The following is a 17,928-nucleotide window of genomic DNA, read 5'->3' as shown; positions in this document are numbered from 1 at the left end:
GGCGGGCTCCTCGGCGTACGACGATTATGACGACTGTCATAGTCCCCGCATGTGACCGTCCGGTCAAGGGTCCCGCGGTGTGGCGCGGGAAGGATCAGCCGCCGACGTGGACCTGCGGCCGACGGGCCTCGACAGGCTCGGCCTTGCGCAGGATCTCGTGCGTCAGCGGCGGGATGTCGCCCTCGCCGGCGAGCAGGAACCGCATCACGTTGTCGCCCGGGGAGCGGTCGCTCCACTCGAAGTACACGTGCGGCACCTGCTGGTCGAGGTCGCGCACGTGCAGCAGGAACGCCGCGATCGTGTTGGGCACCGACGGGCCGGTGGCGCGCAGGATGCGGTGCCGGCCGACCTGCACGTTGGTGACCTCGACGACGCCGGCGAAATCGCTGGCGTCGGTCACGGCGACCTCGAGGAAGATCCGGTCCTCGTCGTCACCGAGGTGGTTGTCGAGCTGGACCTCCGCCATCTTCGCGTCGTACTCGAGGTCGTCACCGGCCTGGAGCTTGTTGGCGATGAACCGGATCGGGCGCGGGTCGGCGATGGCCGTGTCGATGATCTGCTGGGCGCCGGCGTCCAGGCGGACACCCTGGACACGCAGCTCGGTCGCGCGACGGATCCGGCTGATCACCGAGATCACCAGGATCATCAGCACGAAGACGAGCGCGATCAGCAGGCCCTCGGGGCGGTCGATGATCGTGACGCTGATCGTGTAGATGAAGATCGCGCTGATCACGCCGAAGAAGGTGGCCTGGGGGCGGTGCTGACGGCGCCACTCGGTGAGGGTCACCGCCACCGCGGCGGACGTCATCAGGGCGAGGACACCGGTGGCGTACGCGCCGGCCTGCTCGTCGACGTCCGCGCGGAAGGCGAGCGTGACGACGGCGGCGATACCGGTGAAGAGCACGACCAGCGGGCGCACCGACCGGGCCCAGTCAGGCGCCATGCCGTAGCGCGGCAGGTAGCGCGGCACGATGTTGAGCAGGCCCGCCATCGCCGAGGCACCGGCGAACCAGAGGATGGCGATCGTCGCCGCGTCGTACGCCGAGCCGAAGCCGTCGCCGAGCCGCGAGTGCGCGAGGAAGGCCAGTGCGCGTCCGTTTGCCGGGCCGCCGTCCTCGAACGCCTCGTGCGGGATGAGCACCGTGGTGACGAGCGAGGAGCTGAGCAGGAGCACGCTCATGATGGCGGCCGCGGTCGTCAGCAGCTTCTTCGCGTTGCGGATCCGGCCCTTCGGGCGGCGCGGCTTGTCGTCGGGGTCGCCCTTCACGAGCGGCATCACGACGACGCCGGTCTCGAAGCCGGACAGGCCCAGCGCGAGGGCCGGGAAGACGAGCAGCGAGGCACCGATGATCCCGAACGGCGCGGAGTGGTCGAGCGTCACGTTGCCCCACCAGTCGTCGAGCAGCGAGGGCTCCTGGACGATGGCCGCGAGGCCGTTGACGATGACGACCGAGCTCAGCCCGAGGTAGGCGACCACGATGACGACCGCGATGCCGATCGCCTCATTGAACCCCTTGAGGAAGACGGCACCGAGCAGTGCGAGCAGGCCGAGGGTGACCGGCACCTGTCCGCCGCTCAGCGCGTCGTGCAGGAACGGGTTCTCGATCATGTGGGCCGCCGCGTCGGCGGCGGAGAGCGTCATGGTGATGACGAAGCCGGTCGCAACGAAACCGATCAGTGCCAGCACGAGCAGCTTGCTCGGCCAGTACGCCAGCAGGCGCTCGAGCATCGACAGGGAGCCGTCGCCGTGGGGGCTCTCCTGCGCGACCCGGCGGTACATCGGCAGCGCGCCGAAGAGCGTGATCAGAACGAGGACGAGCGTCGCGATGGGGGAGAGCGCGCCGGCGGCCAGGGCCGCGATACCGGGCTGGTAACCGAGCGTCGAGAAGTAGTCGACGCCGGTCAGGCACATGACCTTCCACCACGCCTGCGTGTGGTGCTGGGCCTCGGCGTGGGCCTCGGACTCGTAGAAGCCCTCCGGCTCCGGTCGGTTGCCCTCGAGGAACCAGTCCCGGAAGGTACGGCGAGGCGGCGTCGGCGTGGGCGTCGTCGTCATGGCGCTCACCCTAAGTCCCCGCCTGGTCACCACCGCTCATCGGCTCGGTACGCTTCTGCGGCACGAGCCGGCAGCCAGCCGGTCCGGAGAAAACCCAGGAGCACCACCATGGCCAAGGCGCCCGCCACCACCGTCGACACCGTCGTCTCCCTCGCCAAGCGCAGGGGCTTCGTCTACCCGTGTGGCGAGATCTACGGTGGCACCCGCTCCGCCTGGGACTACGGGCCGCTCGGCGTGGAGCTCAAGGAGAACATCAAGCGTCAGTGGTGGAAGGCGATGGTGCAGGGTCGCGAGGACGTCGTCGGCCTCGACTCCTCGATCATCCTCCCGCGCGAGACCTGGGTCGCCTCGGGCCACGTCGGCACCTTCACCGACCCGCTGACCGAGTGCCAGTCGTGCCACAAGCGCTTCCGCGAGGACCACCTGCAGGAGGACTACGCGGAGAAGAAGGGTCTCGACAACCCGGACGACGTGAACATCAACGACGTCGTCGCGTGCCCCAACTGTGGCGCCCGCGGCTCCTGGACCGAGTCCCGCGACTTCCAGATGATGCTGAAGACCTACCTCGGTGTCATCGAGGACGAGTCGGGCCTGCACTACCTCCGTCCGGAGACCGCGCAGGGCATCTTCCTCAACTTCGCGAACGTCGTGACGTCGCAGCGCATGAAGCCCCCGTTCGGCATCGCGCAGATCGGCAAGTCGTTCCGCAACGAGATCACGCCGGGCAACTTCATCTTCCGCACCCGCGAGTTCGAGCAGATGGAGATGGAGTTCTTCGTCAAGCCGGGCGAGGACGAGGACTGGCACCAGTACTGGATCGACGAGCGCACGGCCTGGTACACCGGTCTCGGCATCAACCCGGACAACCTGCGCCACTACGAGCACGCTCCGGAGAAGCTCTCGCACTACTCCAAGCGCACCGTCGACATCGAGTACCGCTTCAACTTCGCGGGCTCGGAGTGGGGCGAGCTCGAGGGCATCGCCAACCGCACCGACTTCGACCTCAGCACCCACTCGAAGCACTCGGGCAAGGACCTGTCGTACTTCGACCAGGCCAACAACGAGCGCTACACGCCGTACGTCATCGAGCCGGCAGCCGGCCTCTCGCGCAGCCTGATGACGTTCCTCGTCGACGCCTACCACGAGGACGAGGCGCCCAACACGAAGGGCGGCGTCGACAAGCGCGTCGTGCTGCGCCTCGACCCGCGCCTGGCGCCGACCAAGGTCGCCGTTCTCCCGCTCTCGCGCAACGCCGACCTGTCGCCGAAGGCGAAGGCGCTCGCCGCCGAGCTGCGCCAGAACTGGAACGTCGACTTCGACGACGCCGGCGCCATCGGCAAGCGCTACCGCCGCCAGGACGAGGTCGGTACGCCGTACTGCGTCACCGTCGACTTCGACACGCTCGAGGACAACGCGGTGACGGTGCGCGAGCGCGACACCATGGCGCAGGAGCGGATCAGCCTCGACGGCATCTCGCGCTACTTCGCGGAGCGTCTCCTCGGCTGCTGAGTCGAGCGGGTGCACAATGCCCGCATGACTTCTCGCGGACACCGTCGCTTCCTTGCTGGCTCTGCCGCCGTCCTGGCGCTCTCCCTCGGCCTCACCGGCTGTGGGGGAGACGCCAAGAAGGCAGCGAAGCCGACCGCGAAGCCGACGGTGACCGCGGGCGTGACCCTGACGCCGAGCGGCGAGCGCCTCGCGATCGGCGCCGCCGCCAACCTCGTCTGGGCCCCGGACCAGAACACCAAGGGCATCGTCTCGGTCGCGGTCACGAAGATCGTGCAGGGCAGCCAGGCCGACATCGCCCGGATCCGGATCACGCCGAAGCCGGAGGACCCGCACCTCTACTACGTGACGGTCGCCGTCGAGAACCTCGGCAAGGTCGACCTCGGCGGCGTACCGGCCAGCCGGCTGCCGCTCTTCCTCGACGAGGGCACCGACCTGCTGAACCCGCCGGCGGACCTGCGGGCCGACATGAAGTTCGACAAGTGCCCGCGCGGCGTCCTGCCGAAGAAGTTCGCCCAGGGTGCGAAGGCCACGGTCTGCCTGGTCTACGTGCCGACGAGCTCGGTGCAGCGGATGATCCTCCAGCCGGCAACCGGCGACGTGATCTCGTGGCCGGGTGACGTCACGACGCCGAGCCCGTCGCCGTCGGCGACGAAGAAGAAGGCCGGGGCGAAGCCGACGCGGAAGCCCGCGCCGAAGGCGTCCGCCAGCAAGGGCTGACCGAGCACCCGCCCGGACCTGAGACAATCGGGGACATGTCGTCCCTGCCCACCCACCTGCAGCTCGGGTCCCTCCGCGTCGAGACTCCGGTCGTCCTCGCGCCGATGGCGGGCATCACCAACGCGGCGTACCGCCGGCTCTGTGCGGAGCAGGGAGCCGGCCTCTACGTCTGCGAGATGATCACCTCGCGCGGCCTCGTCGAGGGTGACGAGACGACGAAGAAGATGCTGGTCTTCGACGAGCTCGAGACCGTTCGCAGCGTGCAGCTCTACGGCACCGACCCGGTCTACGTCGGCAAGGCCGCGGAGATCCTCTGCAGCGAGTACGGCGTCGCCCACATCGACCTGAACTTCGGCTGCCCCGTGCCGAAGGTGACCCGCAAGGGTGGCGGCGGCGCCCTGCCCTGGAAGCGCAACCTCCTCGGCGAGATCCTCGACCACGCCGTCCGCGCGGCCGCGCCGTACGACGTGCCGGTGACGATGAAGACCCGCAAGGGGATCGACGCCGACCACCTCACCTTCATGGACGCCGGCCGGATCGCCGCCGACTCCGGCGTTGCCGCCATCGCGCTGCACGGCCGCACCGTCGAGCAGGCCTACTCCGGCCAGGCCGACTGGGACGCGATCGGTGAGCTCAAGGCGAGCGTCGACATCCCGGTGCTCGGCAACGGCGACATCTGGGAGGCGGCGGACGCGATCCGCATGGTCGAGGAGACCGGCGTCGACGGCGTCGTCGTCGGCCGTGGCTGCCTCGGCCGGCCGTGGCTCTTCCGCGACCTTGCAGCCGCCTTCAACGGCGAGCAGGTCGCAACGCTGCCTGTCCTCGGTGAGGTGGCCACGATGATGCGCCGCCACGCCGAGCTGCTCACCGAGCACATGGGGGAGGAGCGCGGCTGCAAGGAGATCCGCAAGCACATCACGTGGTACCTCAAGGGCTTCCCGGCCGGCGGTGAGCTCCGCCACCGCCTGGCCCTCGTCGACACCCTCGCGGACCTCGATGCATTGATCGCCGAGCTCGACCCGGAGGCGCCGTTCCCGGTGCAGGAGCTGGGCACCCCGCGGGGCCGCCAGGGCGCGCCGCGCAAGCGTGTCGTGCTCCCCGAGGGATGGCTGGACGACACCGACGGCCATGGCTGTGTCATCGCCGAGGACGCCCACGACACCACGGGCGGGTGATTGGGCTCACGCCGGTGACGTGACCCAGGATGCTGCTAGCTGGCAGCAAGCGTGATGAACTGGACCCTTGGGTCGCCCACAGGCGGCCCACCTGCATGACAGCCCATGACCCCGAGCTAAGGACGTAGCGCCGTGGCCGACAGCCACCAGCGGAGCCCGATTGCCCGCATGAACCCCTTCCGTGGCCGCCTCTCCGGCCGTGCCGTGAAGATCGCCGCCCCCCTCGCCCTCGTCGCGACCCTCGCTCCGGTCGGCCTCGGCGTCGCCGCTGCTGGCGGCGTCCCTGTCCAGGCTGACCTGGGAGGAGTGTTCACCGCTGACGCCGCCGGCACCTCGGACGCGACGCGCGCCCCGGAGGTCTCCCGCAGCGTCCCGCGCGTCTCCTGGACGCCCGCCGAGGCCGAGCGCCTCGCCCGCAAGGCCGCCACCGACAAGGCCGTCCGCGGGGCCCACACCCAGATGTGGACCACCGAGGACCTCAAGCTCTGGTCCGGCCCGGGCAAGGACGCCAACCCCAAGGGCACCGTCAAGGCGGTCACCGAGGTGCTGGTCACCGGCCGCGAGGCCAACGGGCGCGTCGAGATCCTCCGCAGCCGCGAGCCGCGCTGGGTCGAGGCCGGCAAGCTCTCGTCGTACAAGCCGATCGTCGCGGCCTCGGGTCTGTCGATGGCGCCGTGTGCGGCGACCGGCGGCAGCGACCTGGGTCTCACCCGGGATGCCAGCTACACGCTGCGGTCGCTGTGTGCGGCGTTCCCGCAGATCTCGACGTACGGCGGCTGGGACAACCACGGCGAGCACGCCGACGGTTCTTCGATCGACGCGATGATCGCGGTGTCCGACACCTCGCTCGGCTATGCCGTCGTGGACTTCCTGATGGCACACGCCTCGGAGCTCAAGCTCAACGACATCATCTATCGCCAGCGCATCTGGCAGCCGGGCGTCGGCTGGAAGAGCATGTCGGACCGTGGCTCGCTCACCGCGAACCACTACGACCACGTGCACGTCCGCACGAACTGACACACATCGCTTGACACGACCAACGAACGCCGGGTGAATTGCCCGGCGTTCGTTGGTGCTTTCAGGCATGCTGGCGGCGTGACCAGTGCTCCAGCCATCAGGCTCTCCGGTGTCCGCAAGCAGTTCGGGTCCGTGATCGCTGTCGACGGCATCGACCTCACCGTCCAGCAGGGCGAGGTGGTCGCGTTCCTCGGCCCCAACGGCGCGGGCAAGACCAGCACGATCGACATGGTGCTCGGCCTCAGCAGGCCGACCGCAGGCTCGGTCGAGGTCCTGGGTCTCGAGCCGCGTGCGGCGATCGCGCGCGGCCTTATCTCCGCAGTGATGCAGACCGGTGGCCTGCTGAAGGACCTCAGCGTCCGCGAGACGGTCGCCTACACCGCAAGCCTCTTCCCCGGGGCAGCCCCGGTCGAGGAGGTGCTCGAGCGGGCCGGCATCAGCGCGATCGCGGACCGCAAGGTCGGCAAGTGCTCCGGCGGTGAGCAGCAGCGACTGCGGTTCGCGATGGCGCTGCTGCCCGACCCCGCCCTTCTCCTGCTCGACGAGCCCACCACGGGGATGGACGTCGAGGGGCGCCGCTCGTTCTGGTCGGCGATCCGGCAGGACGCCGAGCGCGGCCGCACCGTCCTGTTCGCCACGCACTACCTCGAGGAGGCCGACCAGTACGCCGACCGGATCGTCCTGGTCAGCCACGGCCGGGTGGTCGCCGACGGCTCGGGTTCCGAGATCAAGGCGCTGTCGTCGGGGCGCACCGTGCGCGCGACGGTCGGCGATGCCACGGCGGTCGCCGACGACCTGCGCCGGATGGCGGGCGTCGACGGCGTCGAGGTCCGCGGTGATGCCGTCATCGCCCACGCCAAGGACAGCGACGCGGTCGCCCGGCACCTGCTGACGTCGACAGACGCCCGCGATCTCGAGATCACCGCCAAGGGCATCGAGGAGGCGTTCCTCAGCCTCACCGGTGACGCCGCTCCGGCCCGCGAGGAGGCCCGCGCATGAGCAGCACGACGACCTACGACCCGGCCACGCGGCGCGTGCCCGCGCTCGGTGGCTTCAGCGCGACCCTGCTCCGGATCGAGCTGCTGAGGGTGCTGCGCAACCGGCGCACGATCATCTTCACGCTGATCTTCCCGGCTGCGCTCTTCTTCGCCTTCGGTGGCCAGGGCTCCGACGAGCGCGTCGGACACGGCAACGTCTCGGCGTACATCATGGTCTCGATGGCGTTCTACGGCGCGGCCCTCACCGCGTCCGCGACGGGCGCGAGCGTGGCGCTGGAGAGGGCCCTGGGCTGGTCACGGCAGCTGCGGCTGACGCCACTGCACCCGGTCGCCTACATCGCGGTGAAGGCGATCGTGGCCCTCGCCATCGGCGGCATCTCGATCACGGTCGTCAACATCGCCGGGCTTGTGCAGGGCAAGCCGGACATGCCCGTCGGCATCTGGATTGCGAGCGCTCTCCTCACGCTGGTCTGCGCGCTGGTCTTCGCCGCGCTGGGCGTCTTCGTCGGCTACCTCGTGCCGGGGGAGAACGCCATGCAGTTCCTCGGCCCCGCTCTCGCGCTGTTCGCCTTCCTGGGCAACGTCTTCATCCCGATCGACGAGGGCAGCACGATGTGGTGGGTCGCGTCGTGCACGCCCATGTTCGGGCCGGCAATGGTCTCGCGCTCGGTGCTCACCGGCGACCTTCCCTGGTACGCCGTGGTCAACGCCGTCGCTTGGCTGGCGATCTTCGTCGGTGGCGCCGCATGGCGGATGAGCAAGGACACGGCACGGGTCTGAGCCGGGGCACTAGGGTCGCTTCCGATGGATCCCGAGAGCCTGTACGACGCGCACGCCCGCGAGCGCCTCGTCCCCGAGCCGCCGAAGCGCGTCGATGCCCCTGAGCGCACGCCGTTCGAGCGCGACCGGGCCCGCGTCGTGCACGCGGCGGCGTCGCGCCGTCTGGCCGCGAAGACGCAGGTCGTCGACCCGCGCTCGGACGACTTCGTCCGCAACCGGCTCACGCACAGCCTCGAGGTCGCCCAGGTCGCGCGCGACCTGGCTCGCGCCCTCGGCTGCCATCCGGACATCACCGAGACCGCCGCACTGGCGCACGACCTCGGGCACCCGCCGTTCGGGCACAACGGGGAGTCGGTCCTCGACGCGATGGCGGAGCCGTGCGGCGGCTTCGAGGGCAACGCCCAGACCCTGCGCATCCTGACCCGGCTCGAGTCGAAGTCCGTCGATGCGGACGGCCGCTCGGTCGGCCTCAACCTGACGCGGGCAACGCTCGACGCCTGCACGAAGTACCCCTGGCGGCGTCCCGCCCCCGGCGCGAAGTTTGGCGTGTACGAGGACGACCTGCCGGTGTTCGGCTGGCTCCGGTCCGGCATCGAGGGCAGCCGCAAGTGCCTGGAGGCACAGGTCATGGACCTCGCCGACGATGTCGCCTACTCCGTCCACGACGTCGAGGACGGCGTCGTCGCCGGACTGATCGACCTCGGGCGGCTGCACGACGCAGGGGAGAGGCACGCGACCTGGGAGACGGTCCGTGGGTGGTACCTGCCGCGGGCCAGCGACGACGAGCTCGATGCGGCGCTCGCGGGGCTCATGGAGATCGGCAGCTGGCCGACGGCGCCGTACGACGGGACCCGGCGGTCGCTCGCCGCGCTGAAGAACCTCACCAGCGACCTGATCGGCCGGTTCTGCGGCAGCGCGCAGGCCGCGACGTTTGCGGCGTACGACGGGCCGATCGCGCGCTACGCGGCCGAGCTCGTGGTGCCCCGCGACACGGTCACCGAGATCGCCGTCCTCAAGGGCGTGGCCGCCCACTACGTCATGCAGTCGGCGCACCGGCTGGAGCTGCAGGAGCGCCAGAAGGTCCTGCTCCACGAGCTCGTCGACGCGCTGCTCGCCCGTGAGGCGGACGCCCTCGACCCGATGTACGCCGAGGACTGGCACGAGGCGGCCGACGACGCCGCCCGGTTGCGGGTCGTGCTCGACCAGGTGGCCTCGCTGACGGATGCGTCGGCCCACGCCTGGCACGCGCGCCTGGTCTGACCCCGGCGACCCTCTGACGGAAACGACGAGGCCCGCCCTGCTCCGGAGAGCAGGACGGGCCTCGTGGCGTTCAGGCGGTGCGTCAGCCGGTGACCGGGACGTCCGTCTTGATCGGCTTCGGCGCCGGGGCCGAGGGAACCTCGGTCGGGGTCACGGCGTTGGTGACGTGGCCACAGGTGGCCGAGGCGACCTTGATCTGGATCTGGCCGAGCACGTCGAGCTCCAGCGCGGTGACGGTGAAGGTGCCGTCGGCGTTGGTGGTCTGCGTGTTGATCTTGACGTCGAGGACCGGCGCCAGGGCACCGAGGGCACCCGAGGAGAGCGCCTGGTTGGCACCCGTCGGCAGGTCGACCGGGAGGCCGAGCAGGTTGATCGAGGCAACCTTGCCCTCACCCGTGTGACCGGTGCACTCGGCGGTGACGGCGCCGACGTGGACGAGCTCGCCCAGGTTGTCGAGCGTGTCGCAGAGCTTCTGCAGCGGGCCGAGGACCGTCGGGGAAGAGATCAGGTCACCACCGGTCAGCGGCGGCGTGGCCGAACCGATCTGGCCGAGGAGGTCGGTGAGCGCACCACCGAGCTGCGCGGTCGTGTTGTTGAGCGCGCTGGCGAGCTGGTTGCAGCCGTCGACGACCGGCGCGAGCGCGGTCGAGAGGCCAGCGTTCTTGAGAAGGCCGCCGGTGAGGTCGACGTTCGCGACCGACGCCGTGGCGTGGTCGTTCTCCGCCATGGCGTTGATGACGCCGACGTCGGCGAGGCCGGGGACCGGGAGGCCGACGGCGCTGTCCGAGACGGCCTTGCCGTCCGTGGAGGTGACCGACGGGGTCGGGTCGATCGGGATCAGGCCAGAGGCCGTGATGCCGTAGGCGGAGGACGGCACGCCGGCCGCCGTGCCCGAGGTGGCGCCGCCGACGACGACGACAGTGGCCGCGCCAGCGAGGAGCGCGGTGGCGCCCAGGGCTGCCTTCAGCTCACGCTTCATGGTGGTTGTTCCCTTCGTTGCTTTTCATAAGCTCTGTCTGGACAACGGAGCAAGGTCCGTTTCGTGACGGTTGATTGTCACAGGTTTTTCGTTCAGTTCGCGTCGATCATCACGAGAGTGCCCACCGGGACCTGCCGCAGCTGGAAGAGCGCCTCCTTCGGCACCCGGATGCAGCCATGGCTCACGGGGTGGCCGAAGACCTTGGGATCGTTCCAGCCGTGGATGGCGACGGTGCCCGGACCGCCGCCGTAGCTGTCGAGGGTCGCGCTGTGCGTGCCCAGCGGGAGGATCACCGGCGAGAAGCTCTGGGCAGGGTCCGTGAACTGTCCGAGCACGAACGTGCGCCCGGTCGGCGTCGGCGTCGACGGCGCACCGACCGCCACACGCCAGGCGCCCATGAGCGCGCGGTCCTTGTAGAGCTCGAGCTGGGTGCTCTTGAGGTGGACCCGGATCACGTACGGCGTGTGGCCGGTCGCCATGAAGCCGGCGCGGACCCAGCCGGTCGAGCCGTTGGGCTTCGACGGCAGCATGATCTGCAGCCAGCCGCCCGCGCGCGCGATCGCGGGGAACCACGAGTCGCCGAACTCCATCGGGTTGAGCTTGGCGAACGGCTTGCCGTTGGGCTCGGCGTAGAGCCCGACCGTGCGGTTGGGGTGCACCACGAGGCCGGTGGTCGCCTGGGTCGGGTAGGGGTCGTGCGGAGCCTTCGGGGTCCGCGTGTGGGTGGTCGCGTAGCCCTTGTCGCGCAGTGCGGCGGCGAAGTCGGCCGGCTTGGCGTTCTTCTGGTGTTCCTGCACGGTGAACATGGCGAACGCGAGCAGGCCGCATGCGACGACGGCAACAACGACCGACGTCAGCCACGATGCTCCGCGGCCGGCTGCTCCCGACACGTGTCAACTCCCCATGAGATGTCCGGTCCACCCTCTTTGGACCGACCTACATCCTTCCACACGATCGTCGCGGAAAGGCCGGTTTCGGCGTTTGCGCGCGGCCTCGCCCGGTCGGGGCCCGGAGGCCGCCGTGTGTAGGCTCCGCACGTGGCTGGACGGATCCGAGACGAGGACATCGCCGAGGTCCGTGAGAAGGCGCGGATCGACGACGTCGTGTCCGGTTACGTCACGCTCCGCAACGCCGGTGGCGGCTCGATGAAGGGCCTGTGCCCCTTCCATGACGAGAAGTCCGCGTCGTTCCACGTCACGCCGAGCCGGGGCTTCTTCCACTGCTTCGGGTGCGGCGAGGGCGGCGACGTCATCAACTTCCTGATGAAGATCGACGGCCTGACCTTCACCGAGGCGGTCGAGCGACTGGCCGACAAGACCGGCATCCAGCTGCGGCGCGAGGAGGGCGATGTCCCGCAGGGCCCACGCGGCCCGGCCCGCGGTCGACTGATCGAGGCGCACCGGCTCGCCGCCGAGTTCTACGTCGACCAGCTCACGACTCCCGATGCGCTCGCGGCCCGGCAGTTCCTCGGCTCGCGTGGCTTCGACCAGGACGCTGCGGCGACGTTCGGTGTCGGCTTCGCGCCGCGCGGTGGTGAGGTGCTCTTCCGCCACCTGCGCCAGAAGGGCTTCAGCGCCGACGAGCTCGTCGCCGGTGGCCTGGTAGGGCTCGGGCGCTCGCACTACGACAAGTTCCGCGGCCGCTTGCTCTGGCCGATCCGCGAGGCCAGCGGCGAGGTCATCGGCTTCGGTGCCCGCCGGATCTTCGAGGACGACCGGATCGAGGCGAAGTACCTCAACACCTCCGAGACGCCGATCTACAAGAAGTCGCACGTCCTCTACGGCCTCGACATGGCGCGCAAGGAGATCGGCCGTTCCTCCCAGGCCGTGATCGTCGAGGGCTACACCGACGTGATGGCCTGTCACCTCGCCGGCGTCGGCACGGCAGTGGCGACGTGCGGCACGGCGTTCGGTGACGATCACGCGCGGGTGCTGCGGCGCTTCATGGGCGACCACGGCGAGCTGCGCGGCGAAGTGATCTTCACCTTCGACGGCGATGCTGCCGGGCAGAAGGCCGCCCTCCGGGCCTTCGGCGGCGACCAGAACTTCGTCTCGCAGACCTACGTCGCGGTCGAGCCGTCGGGCATGGACCCGTGCGACCTCCGTCTGGCCAAGGGCGACGAGGCCGTCCGCGAGCTCATCTCGGGTCGCACCCCGCTCTACCGGTTCGTGCTCGGCAACGTGCTCACCCGCTATGACCTCGACCGCGCCGACGGCCGGGTCGATGCGCTGCGCGAGGCGGCACGCCTGGTCTCCTCGGTCCGCGACAAGTCCAAGGTCGAGGCGTTCACCCGCGAGCTGGCTGCCTCCATCGGCATCGACGTCGACGAGGCCCGCTCGGAGGTACGCCGCGCGTCGGCGCGCGCCGCGAAGGGCGGAGGCCGTGAGCCAGGAGGACGTGACACCGGTGCGCGTCAGGCCGCTCCCGCCGCTCCGCAGGCGCAGGCCGCGCCGGCCGCACCGCCCGTGCCCAACCTCCGCGACCCGCGCTTCACGCTCGAGCGGGAGACGCTGAAGCTCGTCCTGCAGCACCCCGCGGCGGTGGCCAACGCGGCCCGCGACGTCACCGTCCACGACTTCACGCACCCGACGTACGCCGGGGTGTGGCAGGCCGTTGCCGCGTCCGGCGGTGCCGCCGCGGGCGCCTCCGACGCGAGCTGGCCTGCCGGGCTGCGCGACCGGATCACCGACCCGCTCGCCATGGCTGCGCTGAGCGCCCTCGCCGTCGAGCCGGTGCTGTCGCCGCGCGAGCCCGACACGGCGTACGTCGTGCTCCACGTCAACAAGTTGCTCGAGCTCAGCGCTGCCCGCCGGATCGCCGACGTGAAGTCGCGGCTGCAGCGCACGAGCCCACAGCAGGACCCGGTGGAGTACAACCGGATGTTCCAGGAATTGATGGCGCTCGAGCAACGCCGCCGGACCCTGCGCGAAGGCACTCTCGGCAGCTGAAACCGACACCCCGATTTCATCGCGGGGCCGGGTGGTTGCTATGGTTTCGCCCGCTGCAAAGCATTCCCCTGTAGCTCAATTGGCAGAGCATTCGACTGTTAATCGAAGGGTTGCTGGTTCGAGTCCAGCCGGGGGAGCCACCACCGCCTCCAGTCCGCACCACGGGCTGGAGGTGGTTCTCATTTCAGACAAGGCCGGCGCGGCTACGCTGGTCGGGTCGTGAAGTCTGAGGGGGACACATGCGTCGTCTGATCGGTGTGGTGCTGATCCTCGCTGGCCTGTCCGGACTCGGCTACATCGGCTGGCAGTTCTGGGGGACCGACTGGCAGTCCGCGCGCATCCAGCAGCAGGTCCGTACCGAGACGCGCGAAGCCTGGGCGCACGGCAAGGAACCCCACGTGAAGTGGGGGACCGTGGACGGCCTCGTCCGCATCCCGCGGTTCGGCAAGGACTATGCGATCCCGCTCATGGAGTTCACCGGATACGACGCGCTGCACGCGGGATTCGGCCACATCATCGACTCGGCCAAGGTGGGTGAGCAGGGCAACTTCGTGATCATCGCGCACCGGACGACGCGCAACGAGCCGCTGCGCCACATGCCCGACCTGCGCCCCGGCGACACCGTCAGCATCGAGACCCGCACGCGGATCTACACCTACCGGCTGATCACGCGAGGCGATGCCCTCCGCGTCAGCTTCTCGGACGGCGGCTGGGTCATGGACAAGCTGCCGCACAATCCGGAGCCCGGGGGAGTCGAGCCTCCGCAGAAGCCCGGCCAGCGGTTGATCACGATGGTGACCTGCGCTGAGCTCTTCCACTCCGACTGGCGGCTCGCGGTCTTCGGCGAGCTGCAGAAGGTGAAGCAGAAGACCTCCTGACCAACGACAAGAGCCGCGCACCGATGGGGTGCGCGGCTCTCGTCGTACTGCGGTGGATCAGGCGGTGCGGCGCTTCCGGGCCACGAAGAAGCCGGCCACGGTCGCGACGATCGCGGCGATCAGGGCGCCCAGGCCGATGGTGGCGCCGGTCATCGGCAGACCGCCGTGGTTGCTGGACTCACCACCCGTGGCGTGGTCGTCGGAACCGTCGAGCGGGTCGGTGCCGTGCTTGACCTCGGTGCCGTCGTTGACGCCACCGTTGTCCGTGTCGGCGTCGAGCGGGTCGGTGCCGTAGGTGTTGACCTCGGCGCCGTCCTTGAGGCCGTCGTTGTCGGTGTCAGGGTCCGTCGGGTCGGTGCCCAGCTTGACCTCGGCGCCGTCCTTGAGGCCGTCGTTGTCCGTGTCGGCGTCGAACGGGTCGGTGCCGTGCTGCTTCTCCTGCGCGTTGGTCAGACCGTCGTGGTCCGGGTCCGCGTTCGGGTCGAGGAGGGCCTGGTCGTCGGCCGGGTCGAGCGGGTCGTTGCCGTTGTGGACCTCGACGCCGTCCGGGACGCCGCCGTTGTCCGTGTCGGCGTCCTTCGGGTCGGTGCCGTACGTGTTGACCTCGGCGCCGTCCTTGAGGCCGTCACCGTCGGTGTCCGCCTTGAGCGGGTCGGTGCCGTAGGTGTTGACCTCCTGGCCGTCGGTCAGGCCGTCGCCGTCGGTGTCGGCGTTCTTCGGGTCCGTGCCGAGCTGCTGCTCCTGCGCGTCCGTGAGGCCGTCACCGTCGGTGTCGGTCCCGCCGGTGCTGCCGCCACCCGAGGTGGCGGTGCACTCGACGCCGCCGGTCGGGGCGGTCGCCTTGGCGTCCATCTGGCCCGCGCCGAGGTGCAGGTTGACCAGCTGCGTGCCGAGGAGCTTGACGTTCAGGTCGAGCTGGAGCACGGCGCCCGAGCCGATCGAGGCGGTGCCACCCGACGTCGAGGAGGTCGGCTTGAAGAGGCCGACCTTGAGGTCGACGTTCGCAAGACCCAGGTTGACCGGGACCGGGATCATCGTGCCGGAGTTGGTGGTGTCGAGGGTGACGACCTTGGTGCCGCCCACCTTGACGACGGCGGTCGGGTTCGACCAGGTCGTCTTCTCGGTGCCCGGGCCGGCCGACTGCGCGGTCATGGTGACCGGGTTCGCGACCTCGACGGTCACGAGGCCGCCGAGCAGGCCCACCGGGGCGATGCTCATCTGCGAGGTCGACTTGACCGCGGTGCCGACGAGCTCGTTCTTGGTGTCGACGTACGACGCGCCGACGTTGACCAGCGCCGACTTGAGCTGCGTCGGGAGGGCCGCGAGGACCGGAGCCGGGAGGCCGGCGCCGGTCAGGCCGAGGACGCTGACGCCCGCGACGTCCGTGCGGGAGGTGCCCAGGATGTTGTTGGTCGGGCACACGGTGTCGGAGACGTAGTTGGAGCGCACGTCACCGGTGATCACGCCGACGTTGGCCAGCGGAGACAGGTTGACCGGCAGCAGCGTCTTGGCGGCCGGGTCGACCGGGGCGGGGGAGTCCGCGATGGTGGCGTCCGTCTGGATGGCCGGGTTGTTGCTCGCGACCTGCACGTTGACGTTGGAGGCGACAGCGTGGGTCCGGGTGCCCGCCTTCACCGGGTTGCCCTCGCGGTCGACGATGCCGCCCTGGCTCTTGGTCACGACCTCGGAGTGGGCCACGTAGGCGTTGGCGAGGGTGTTGGTGAGCAGAGTCGCCTTGAGGTTCACCAGGTCGGCGTGACCGTCGGCGGAGTACGGCGCGGGAAGCGTGGCGGCGGACGCGGGGCCGGCAGCCGCGAAGGCGGCGGAGCCGGCCAGCGCGAGCGCTGCCACGGCCGAGAGGTTGCGGCGCAAGGGAGAGCCTTTCGTAGGCACGCGCACCTCTCCGAAGAGACGTGCACGCAGGTGCATGGGGTGAGGCCTCCCGAGCCGACCGAATTTTCTTAACGAGTGGATAGTTGAACGGTTAGTCACTCACGGCCGTGAGGCGGCTCACAGGATCCGTCGCGCGATGGCGTAACCGGTCGGGCGCTCCCTCGTTGAGCGTGCAGGGAACGCGCCAGATCCGTCCCTCCCTCCCAGGATCAGGCGCCGGTGTCCGCCGTCCCTCGTCCGACATCACATGGGGTGTGCCGGCCGCCAGGCGGGCACCTTTATCTTTTCCCTGTACGCCGTGGCGTGCGGGCCGGTAGCTCAGTCGGTTAGAGCAGAGAACTCATAATCCTTGGACTCACCTGCCCTGACCTGCGTGGACGTCCCGTCAGGGAGCAACTGGGGAGCAACACGCCTTCGCGGTAGGCTCCGACACTCCACGGGCCAGTAGCTCAGCCGGTTAGAGCAGACGACTCATAATCGTCCACGCGTGGGTTCAAGTCCCACCTGGCCTACTACTCGGAGAATCGCGCACGAATGCCCTCGCGCCGCTTCTCGGCGGCGTCGAGGTACTCGGTGAATGCCGTCTCGTCCGTGATCGGGACGTAGCAACGGAGGCTCGAGCCGCCCAGGTGCCGGCCGTCCTCCTTTGGGTCGCTTCCCCACAGGCTCACCAGCTCTGCTGCCTCCTTGGCCAGGCTGTAGGTCGGCATCATCCACTCTCCGAGGGGGCCGGCGAACCAGTCGCGCTGCGTGTTGAACACGAGCTTCGAACTCATGTCGTCCCACTCGTCCCACTGGATCTGGTCGAGCGGCGTCGTGGTCGGCAGGCTCTCGTCGTAGTAGAGGCCGTCCCAGGCAAGGCACTCGCCGGTGGCTCCTTCAACGACCCCGAAGCCGTAGCCGTCCCCCTGTGCGAAAACGATCACTGCGAAACGGTGACTGGCTTCGCGGTCGAGCCTCTTGTGGAGTGACGGGACAGCCGGGTGAGTGAAGTGCGCAACCATGGGGACGACACTACCGAGCGGGTGAGACCTCGCCCACTGTGCGCGCTCCACGTCTGGCATCGCGGAGTCGGTTGAGTCGACGGACCGTCTGTGGGTAGGTGGCAAGGGCCTCGGGCTGCCTGATGAGCGCATCGAGCCGCTGGTAGTAGCGCGTGATGCTCTCGCCGAACTGCTCCCGAATTGCCTCAGCCTTCGCGCCGGCGAACCGCCAGTGACGCTCCTCGAAGCGGAGGGTCATGTGGTCGAGGACGGTGAGCATGGGGATAGTGGATCAGGGGCTGCCGACAGAACTTCGGAATCCTTCCGAAAAACGTCTAGGGTGGCTTGACTTGAAAGTAAAGGCACCCTAGACTAATCTCATGATCAAGCCCACGAAGCGAGCCGAACTGGTCAAGGCGCTCCTCGCGAACGGATGCACCCGCCTTCGCGACCGCGGCGACCACGAAGTCTTCGCCTGCCCCTGCGGCAAGCACATGGGCCCGGTCCCGAGGCACCGCGAGATCACCGCCGGAGTGTGCCGCAGCCTCATCAAGCAACTCTCGTGTCTCCCGGAAGGATGGATGCCCCAGTGAACGCCTACACCGCCACCGCCGAGCGCGAAGGCAACTGGTGGGTCCTCGACGTCGATGGCGTCGGGGTCACCCAGTGCGCCCGCCTCACCGAAGCTCGCGCCCAGATCCGCGGTCTCATCGAAGCCGTCGAGGACCGCGACGT

At 69.5% G+C, this 17,928-nt stretch carries 16 protein-coding genes and 2 tRNA genes; 12 read left to right on the top strand and 6 right to left on the bottom strand.

Going from position 1 to position 17,928, the window contains the following annotated elements:
- Positions 1-94: 94 nt before the first annotated feature.
- Positions 95-2,056 carry an APC family permease gene (locus EPD65_RS08585; protein ID WP_131583161.1) on the bottom strand — a complete coding sequence of 654 codons (1,962 nt, stop codon included), beginning with the start codon at positions 2,054-2,056 and terminating at the stop codon, positions 95-97.
- Between the two features lie 108 nt (positions 2,057-2,164).
- On the opposite strand from EPD65_RS08585, the gene EPD65_RS08580 reads away from it, so the two are divergent.
- The 7 genes from EPD65_RS08580 to EPD65_RS08550 all read left to right on the top strand — a co-directional run bounded on the left by EPD65_RS08580 (position 2,165) and on the right by EPD65_RS08550 (position 9,512).
- Positions 2,165-3,565, top strand: coding sequence for a glycine--tRNA ligase (locus tag EPD65_RS08580; RefSeq protein ID WP_131583159.1), 1,401 nt, complete (start codon positions 2,165-2,167; stop codon positions 3,563-3,565).
- 24 nt (positions 3,566-3,589) lie between these two features.
- A complete protein-coding gene (locus tag EPD65_RS08575) occupies positions 3,590-4,282 on the top strand; it encodes a hypothetical protein (RefSeq protein ID WP_131583157.1) in 693 nt (230 codons plus the stop codon).
- A gap of 35 nt (positions 4,283-4,317) precedes the next feature.
- Positions 4,318-5,457: a tRNA dihydrouridine synthase DusB gene (gene dusB, locus EPD65_RS08570; protein WP_131583155.1), complete on the top strand. Its 1,140-nt coding sequence runs from the start codon at positions 4,318-4,320 to the stop codon at positions 5,455-5,457.
- Positions 5,458-5,589: 132 nt separating this feature from the next.
- Entirely contained in the window at positions 5,590-6,474 is an 885-nt protein-coding gene (locus EPD65_RS08565) for a VldE C-terminal domain-containing protein (protein WP_131583153.1), read from the top strand.
- Positions 6,475-6,552: 78 nt separating this feature from the next.
- A complete protein-coding gene (locus tag EPD65_RS08560) occupies positions 6,553-7,473 on the top strand; it encodes an ABC transporter ATP-binding protein (RefSeq protein ID WP_243640509.1) in 921 nt (306 codons plus the stop codon).
- Positions 7,470-8,252, top strand: coding sequence for an ABC transporter permease (locus EPD65_RS08555; protein ID WP_131583151.1), 783 nt, complete (start codon positions 7,470-7,472; stop codon positions 8,250-8,252). Before EPD65_RS08560 ends, EPD65_RS08555 begins: the two co-directional genes overlap by 4 nt.
- A 24-nt stretch (positions 8,253-8,276) precedes the next feature.
- Positions 8,277-9,512, top strand: a complete 1,236-nt coding sequence (locus EPD65_RS08550; RefSeq protein WP_131583150.1) for a deoxyguanosinetriphosphate triphosphohydrolase — start codon at positions 8,277-8,279, stop codon at positions 9,510-9,512.
- A gap of 82 nt (positions 9,513-9,594) precedes the next feature.
- On the opposite strand, the gene EPD65_RS08545 is transcribed toward EPD65_RS08550, so the two are convergent.
- Positions 9,595-10,491: a hypothetical protein gene (locus tag EPD65_RS08545; protein WP_131583148.1), complete on the bottom strand. Its 897-nt coding sequence runs from the start codon at positions 10,489-10,491 to the stop codon at positions 9,595-9,597.
- A gap of 92 nt (positions 10,492-10,583) precedes the next feature.
- Positions 10,584-11,381, bottom strand: a complete 798-nt coding sequence (locus EPD65_RS08540; RefSeq protein ID WP_131583146.1) for a L,D-transpeptidase — start codon at positions 11,379-11,381, stop codon at positions 10,584-10,586.
- 147 nt (positions 11,382-11,528) lie between these two features.
- Here EPD65_RS08540 and dnaG point away from each other — a divergent pair, with 147 nt between their 5' ends.
- The 3 genes from dnaG (at position 11,529) to EPD65_RS08525 (ending at position 14,317) form a co-directional block, all read left to right on the top strand.
- Positions 11,529-13,439, top strand: coding sequence for a DNA primase (gene dnaG, locus EPD65_RS08535; protein ID WP_131583144.1), 1,911 nt, complete (start codon positions 11,529-11,531; stop codon positions 13,437-13,439).
- A gap of 64 nt (positions 13,440-13,503) precedes the next feature.
- Positions 13,504-13,579 (top strand) — tRNA-Asn (locus tag EPD65_RS08530).
- Between the two features lie 99 nt (positions 13,580-13,678).
- Positions 13,679-14,317 carry a sortase domain-containing protein gene (locus EPD65_RS08525; RefSeq protein ID WP_131583142.1) on the top strand — a complete coding sequence of 213 codons (639 nt, stop codon included), beginning with the start codon at positions 13,679-13,681 and terminating at the stop codon, positions 14,315-14,317.
- A gap of 57 nt (positions 14,318-14,374) precedes the next feature.
- Here the strand turns inward: EPD65_RS08525 and EPD65_RS08520 are convergent, their stop codons facing one another.
- On the bottom strand, positions 14,375-16,189 hold the full coding sequence (locus EPD65_RS08520; protein WP_165872944.1) for a hypothetical protein: 1,815 nt from the start codon (positions 16,187-16,189) through the stop codon (positions 14,375-14,377).
- Between the two features lie 459 nt (positions 16,190-16,648).
- Here EPD65_RS08520 and EPD65_RS08515 point away from each other — a divergent pair.
- Positions 16,649-16,722 (top strand) — tRNA-Ile (locus EPD65_RS08515).
- Here EPD65_RS08515 and EPD65_RS08510 read toward each other — a convergent pair.
- Both EPD65_RS08510 and EPD65_RS08505 read right to left on the bottom strand, forming a co-directional pair.
- A complete protein-coding gene (locus tag EPD65_RS08510; protein ID WP_131583138.1) occupies positions 16,723-17,136 on the bottom strand; it encodes a hypothetical protein in 414 nt (137 codons plus the stop codon).
- An 88-nt stretch (positions 17,137-17,224) separates the two neighbouring features.
- Positions 17,225-17,473 (bottom strand): DUF3263 domain-containing protein, encoded by a 249-nt coding sequence (locus EPD65_RS08505; RefSeq protein WP_131583136.1) that lies wholly within the window; start codon positions 17,471-17,473, stop codon positions 17,225-17,227.
- Between the two features lie 100 nt (positions 17,474-17,573).
- Between EPD65_RS08505 and EPD65_RS08500 the strand changes: the two genes are divergently transcribed.
- Positions 17,574-17,786 (top strand): type II toxin-antitoxin system HicA family toxin, encoded by a 213-nt coding sequence (locus EPD65_RS08500; RefSeq protein ID WP_131583134.1) that lies wholly within the window; start codon positions 17,574-17,576, stop codon positions 17,784-17,786.
- Positions 17,787-17,928: the final 142 nt, after the last annotated feature.

This window comes from Nocardioides jejuensis (genome assembly GCF_004337475.1).
GTDB lineage: Bacteria > Actinomycetota > Actinomycetes > Propionibacteriales > Nocardioidaceae > Nocardioides > Nocardioides jejuensis.
Note: the sequence above shows the minus strand (reverse complement) of the source record. Positions and strands in the feature narration are given on the sequence as shown.

What these genes read in the sequence shown, in the direction of transcription:
- EPD65_RS08585 (WP_131583161.1), bottom strand. Translation starts at nt 2,056, where the DNA reads ATGACGACGACGCCCACGCCGACGCCGCCTCGCCGTACCTTCCGGGAC.
- EPD65_RS08580 (WP_131583159.1), top strand. Translation starts at nt 2,165, where the DNA reads ATGGCCAAGGCGCCCGCCACCACCGTCGACACCGTCGTCTCCCTCGCC.
- EPD65_RS08575 (WP_131583157.1), top strand. Translation starts at nt 3,590, where the DNA reads ATGACTTCTCGCGGACACCGTCGCTTCCTTGCTGGCTCTGCCGCCGTC.
- dusB (WP_131583155.1), top strand. Translation starts at nt 4,318, where the DNA reads ATGTCGTCCCTGCCCACCCACCTGCAGCTCGGGTCCCTCCGCGTCGAG.
- EPD65_RS08555 (WP_131583151.1), top strand. Translation starts at nt 7,470, where the DNA reads ATGAGCAGCACGACGACCTACGACCCGGCCACGCGGCGCGTGCCCGCG.
- EPD65_RS08550 (WP_131583150.1), top strand. Translation starts at nt 8,277, where the DNA reads ATGGATCCCGAGAGCCTGTACGACGCGCACGCCCGCGAGCGCCTCGTC.
- EPD65_RS08545 (WP_131583148.1), bottom strand. Translation starts at nt 10,491, where the DNA reads ATGAAGCGTGAGCTGAAGGCAGCCCTGGGCGCCACCGCGCTCCTCGCT.
- EPD65_RS08525 (WP_131583142.1), top strand. Translation starts at nt 13,679, where the DNA reads ATGCGTCGTCTGATCGGTGTGGTGCTGATCCTCGCTGGCCTGTCCGGA.
- EPD65_RS08505 (WP_131583136.1), bottom strand. Translation starts at nt 17,473, where the DNA reads ATGCTCACCGTCCTCGACCACATGACCCTCCGCTTCGAGGAGCGTCAC.
- EPD65_RS08500 (WP_131583134.1), top strand. Translation starts at nt 17,574, where the DNA reads ATGATCAAGCCCACGAAGCGAGCCGAACTGGTCAAGGCGCTCCTCGCG.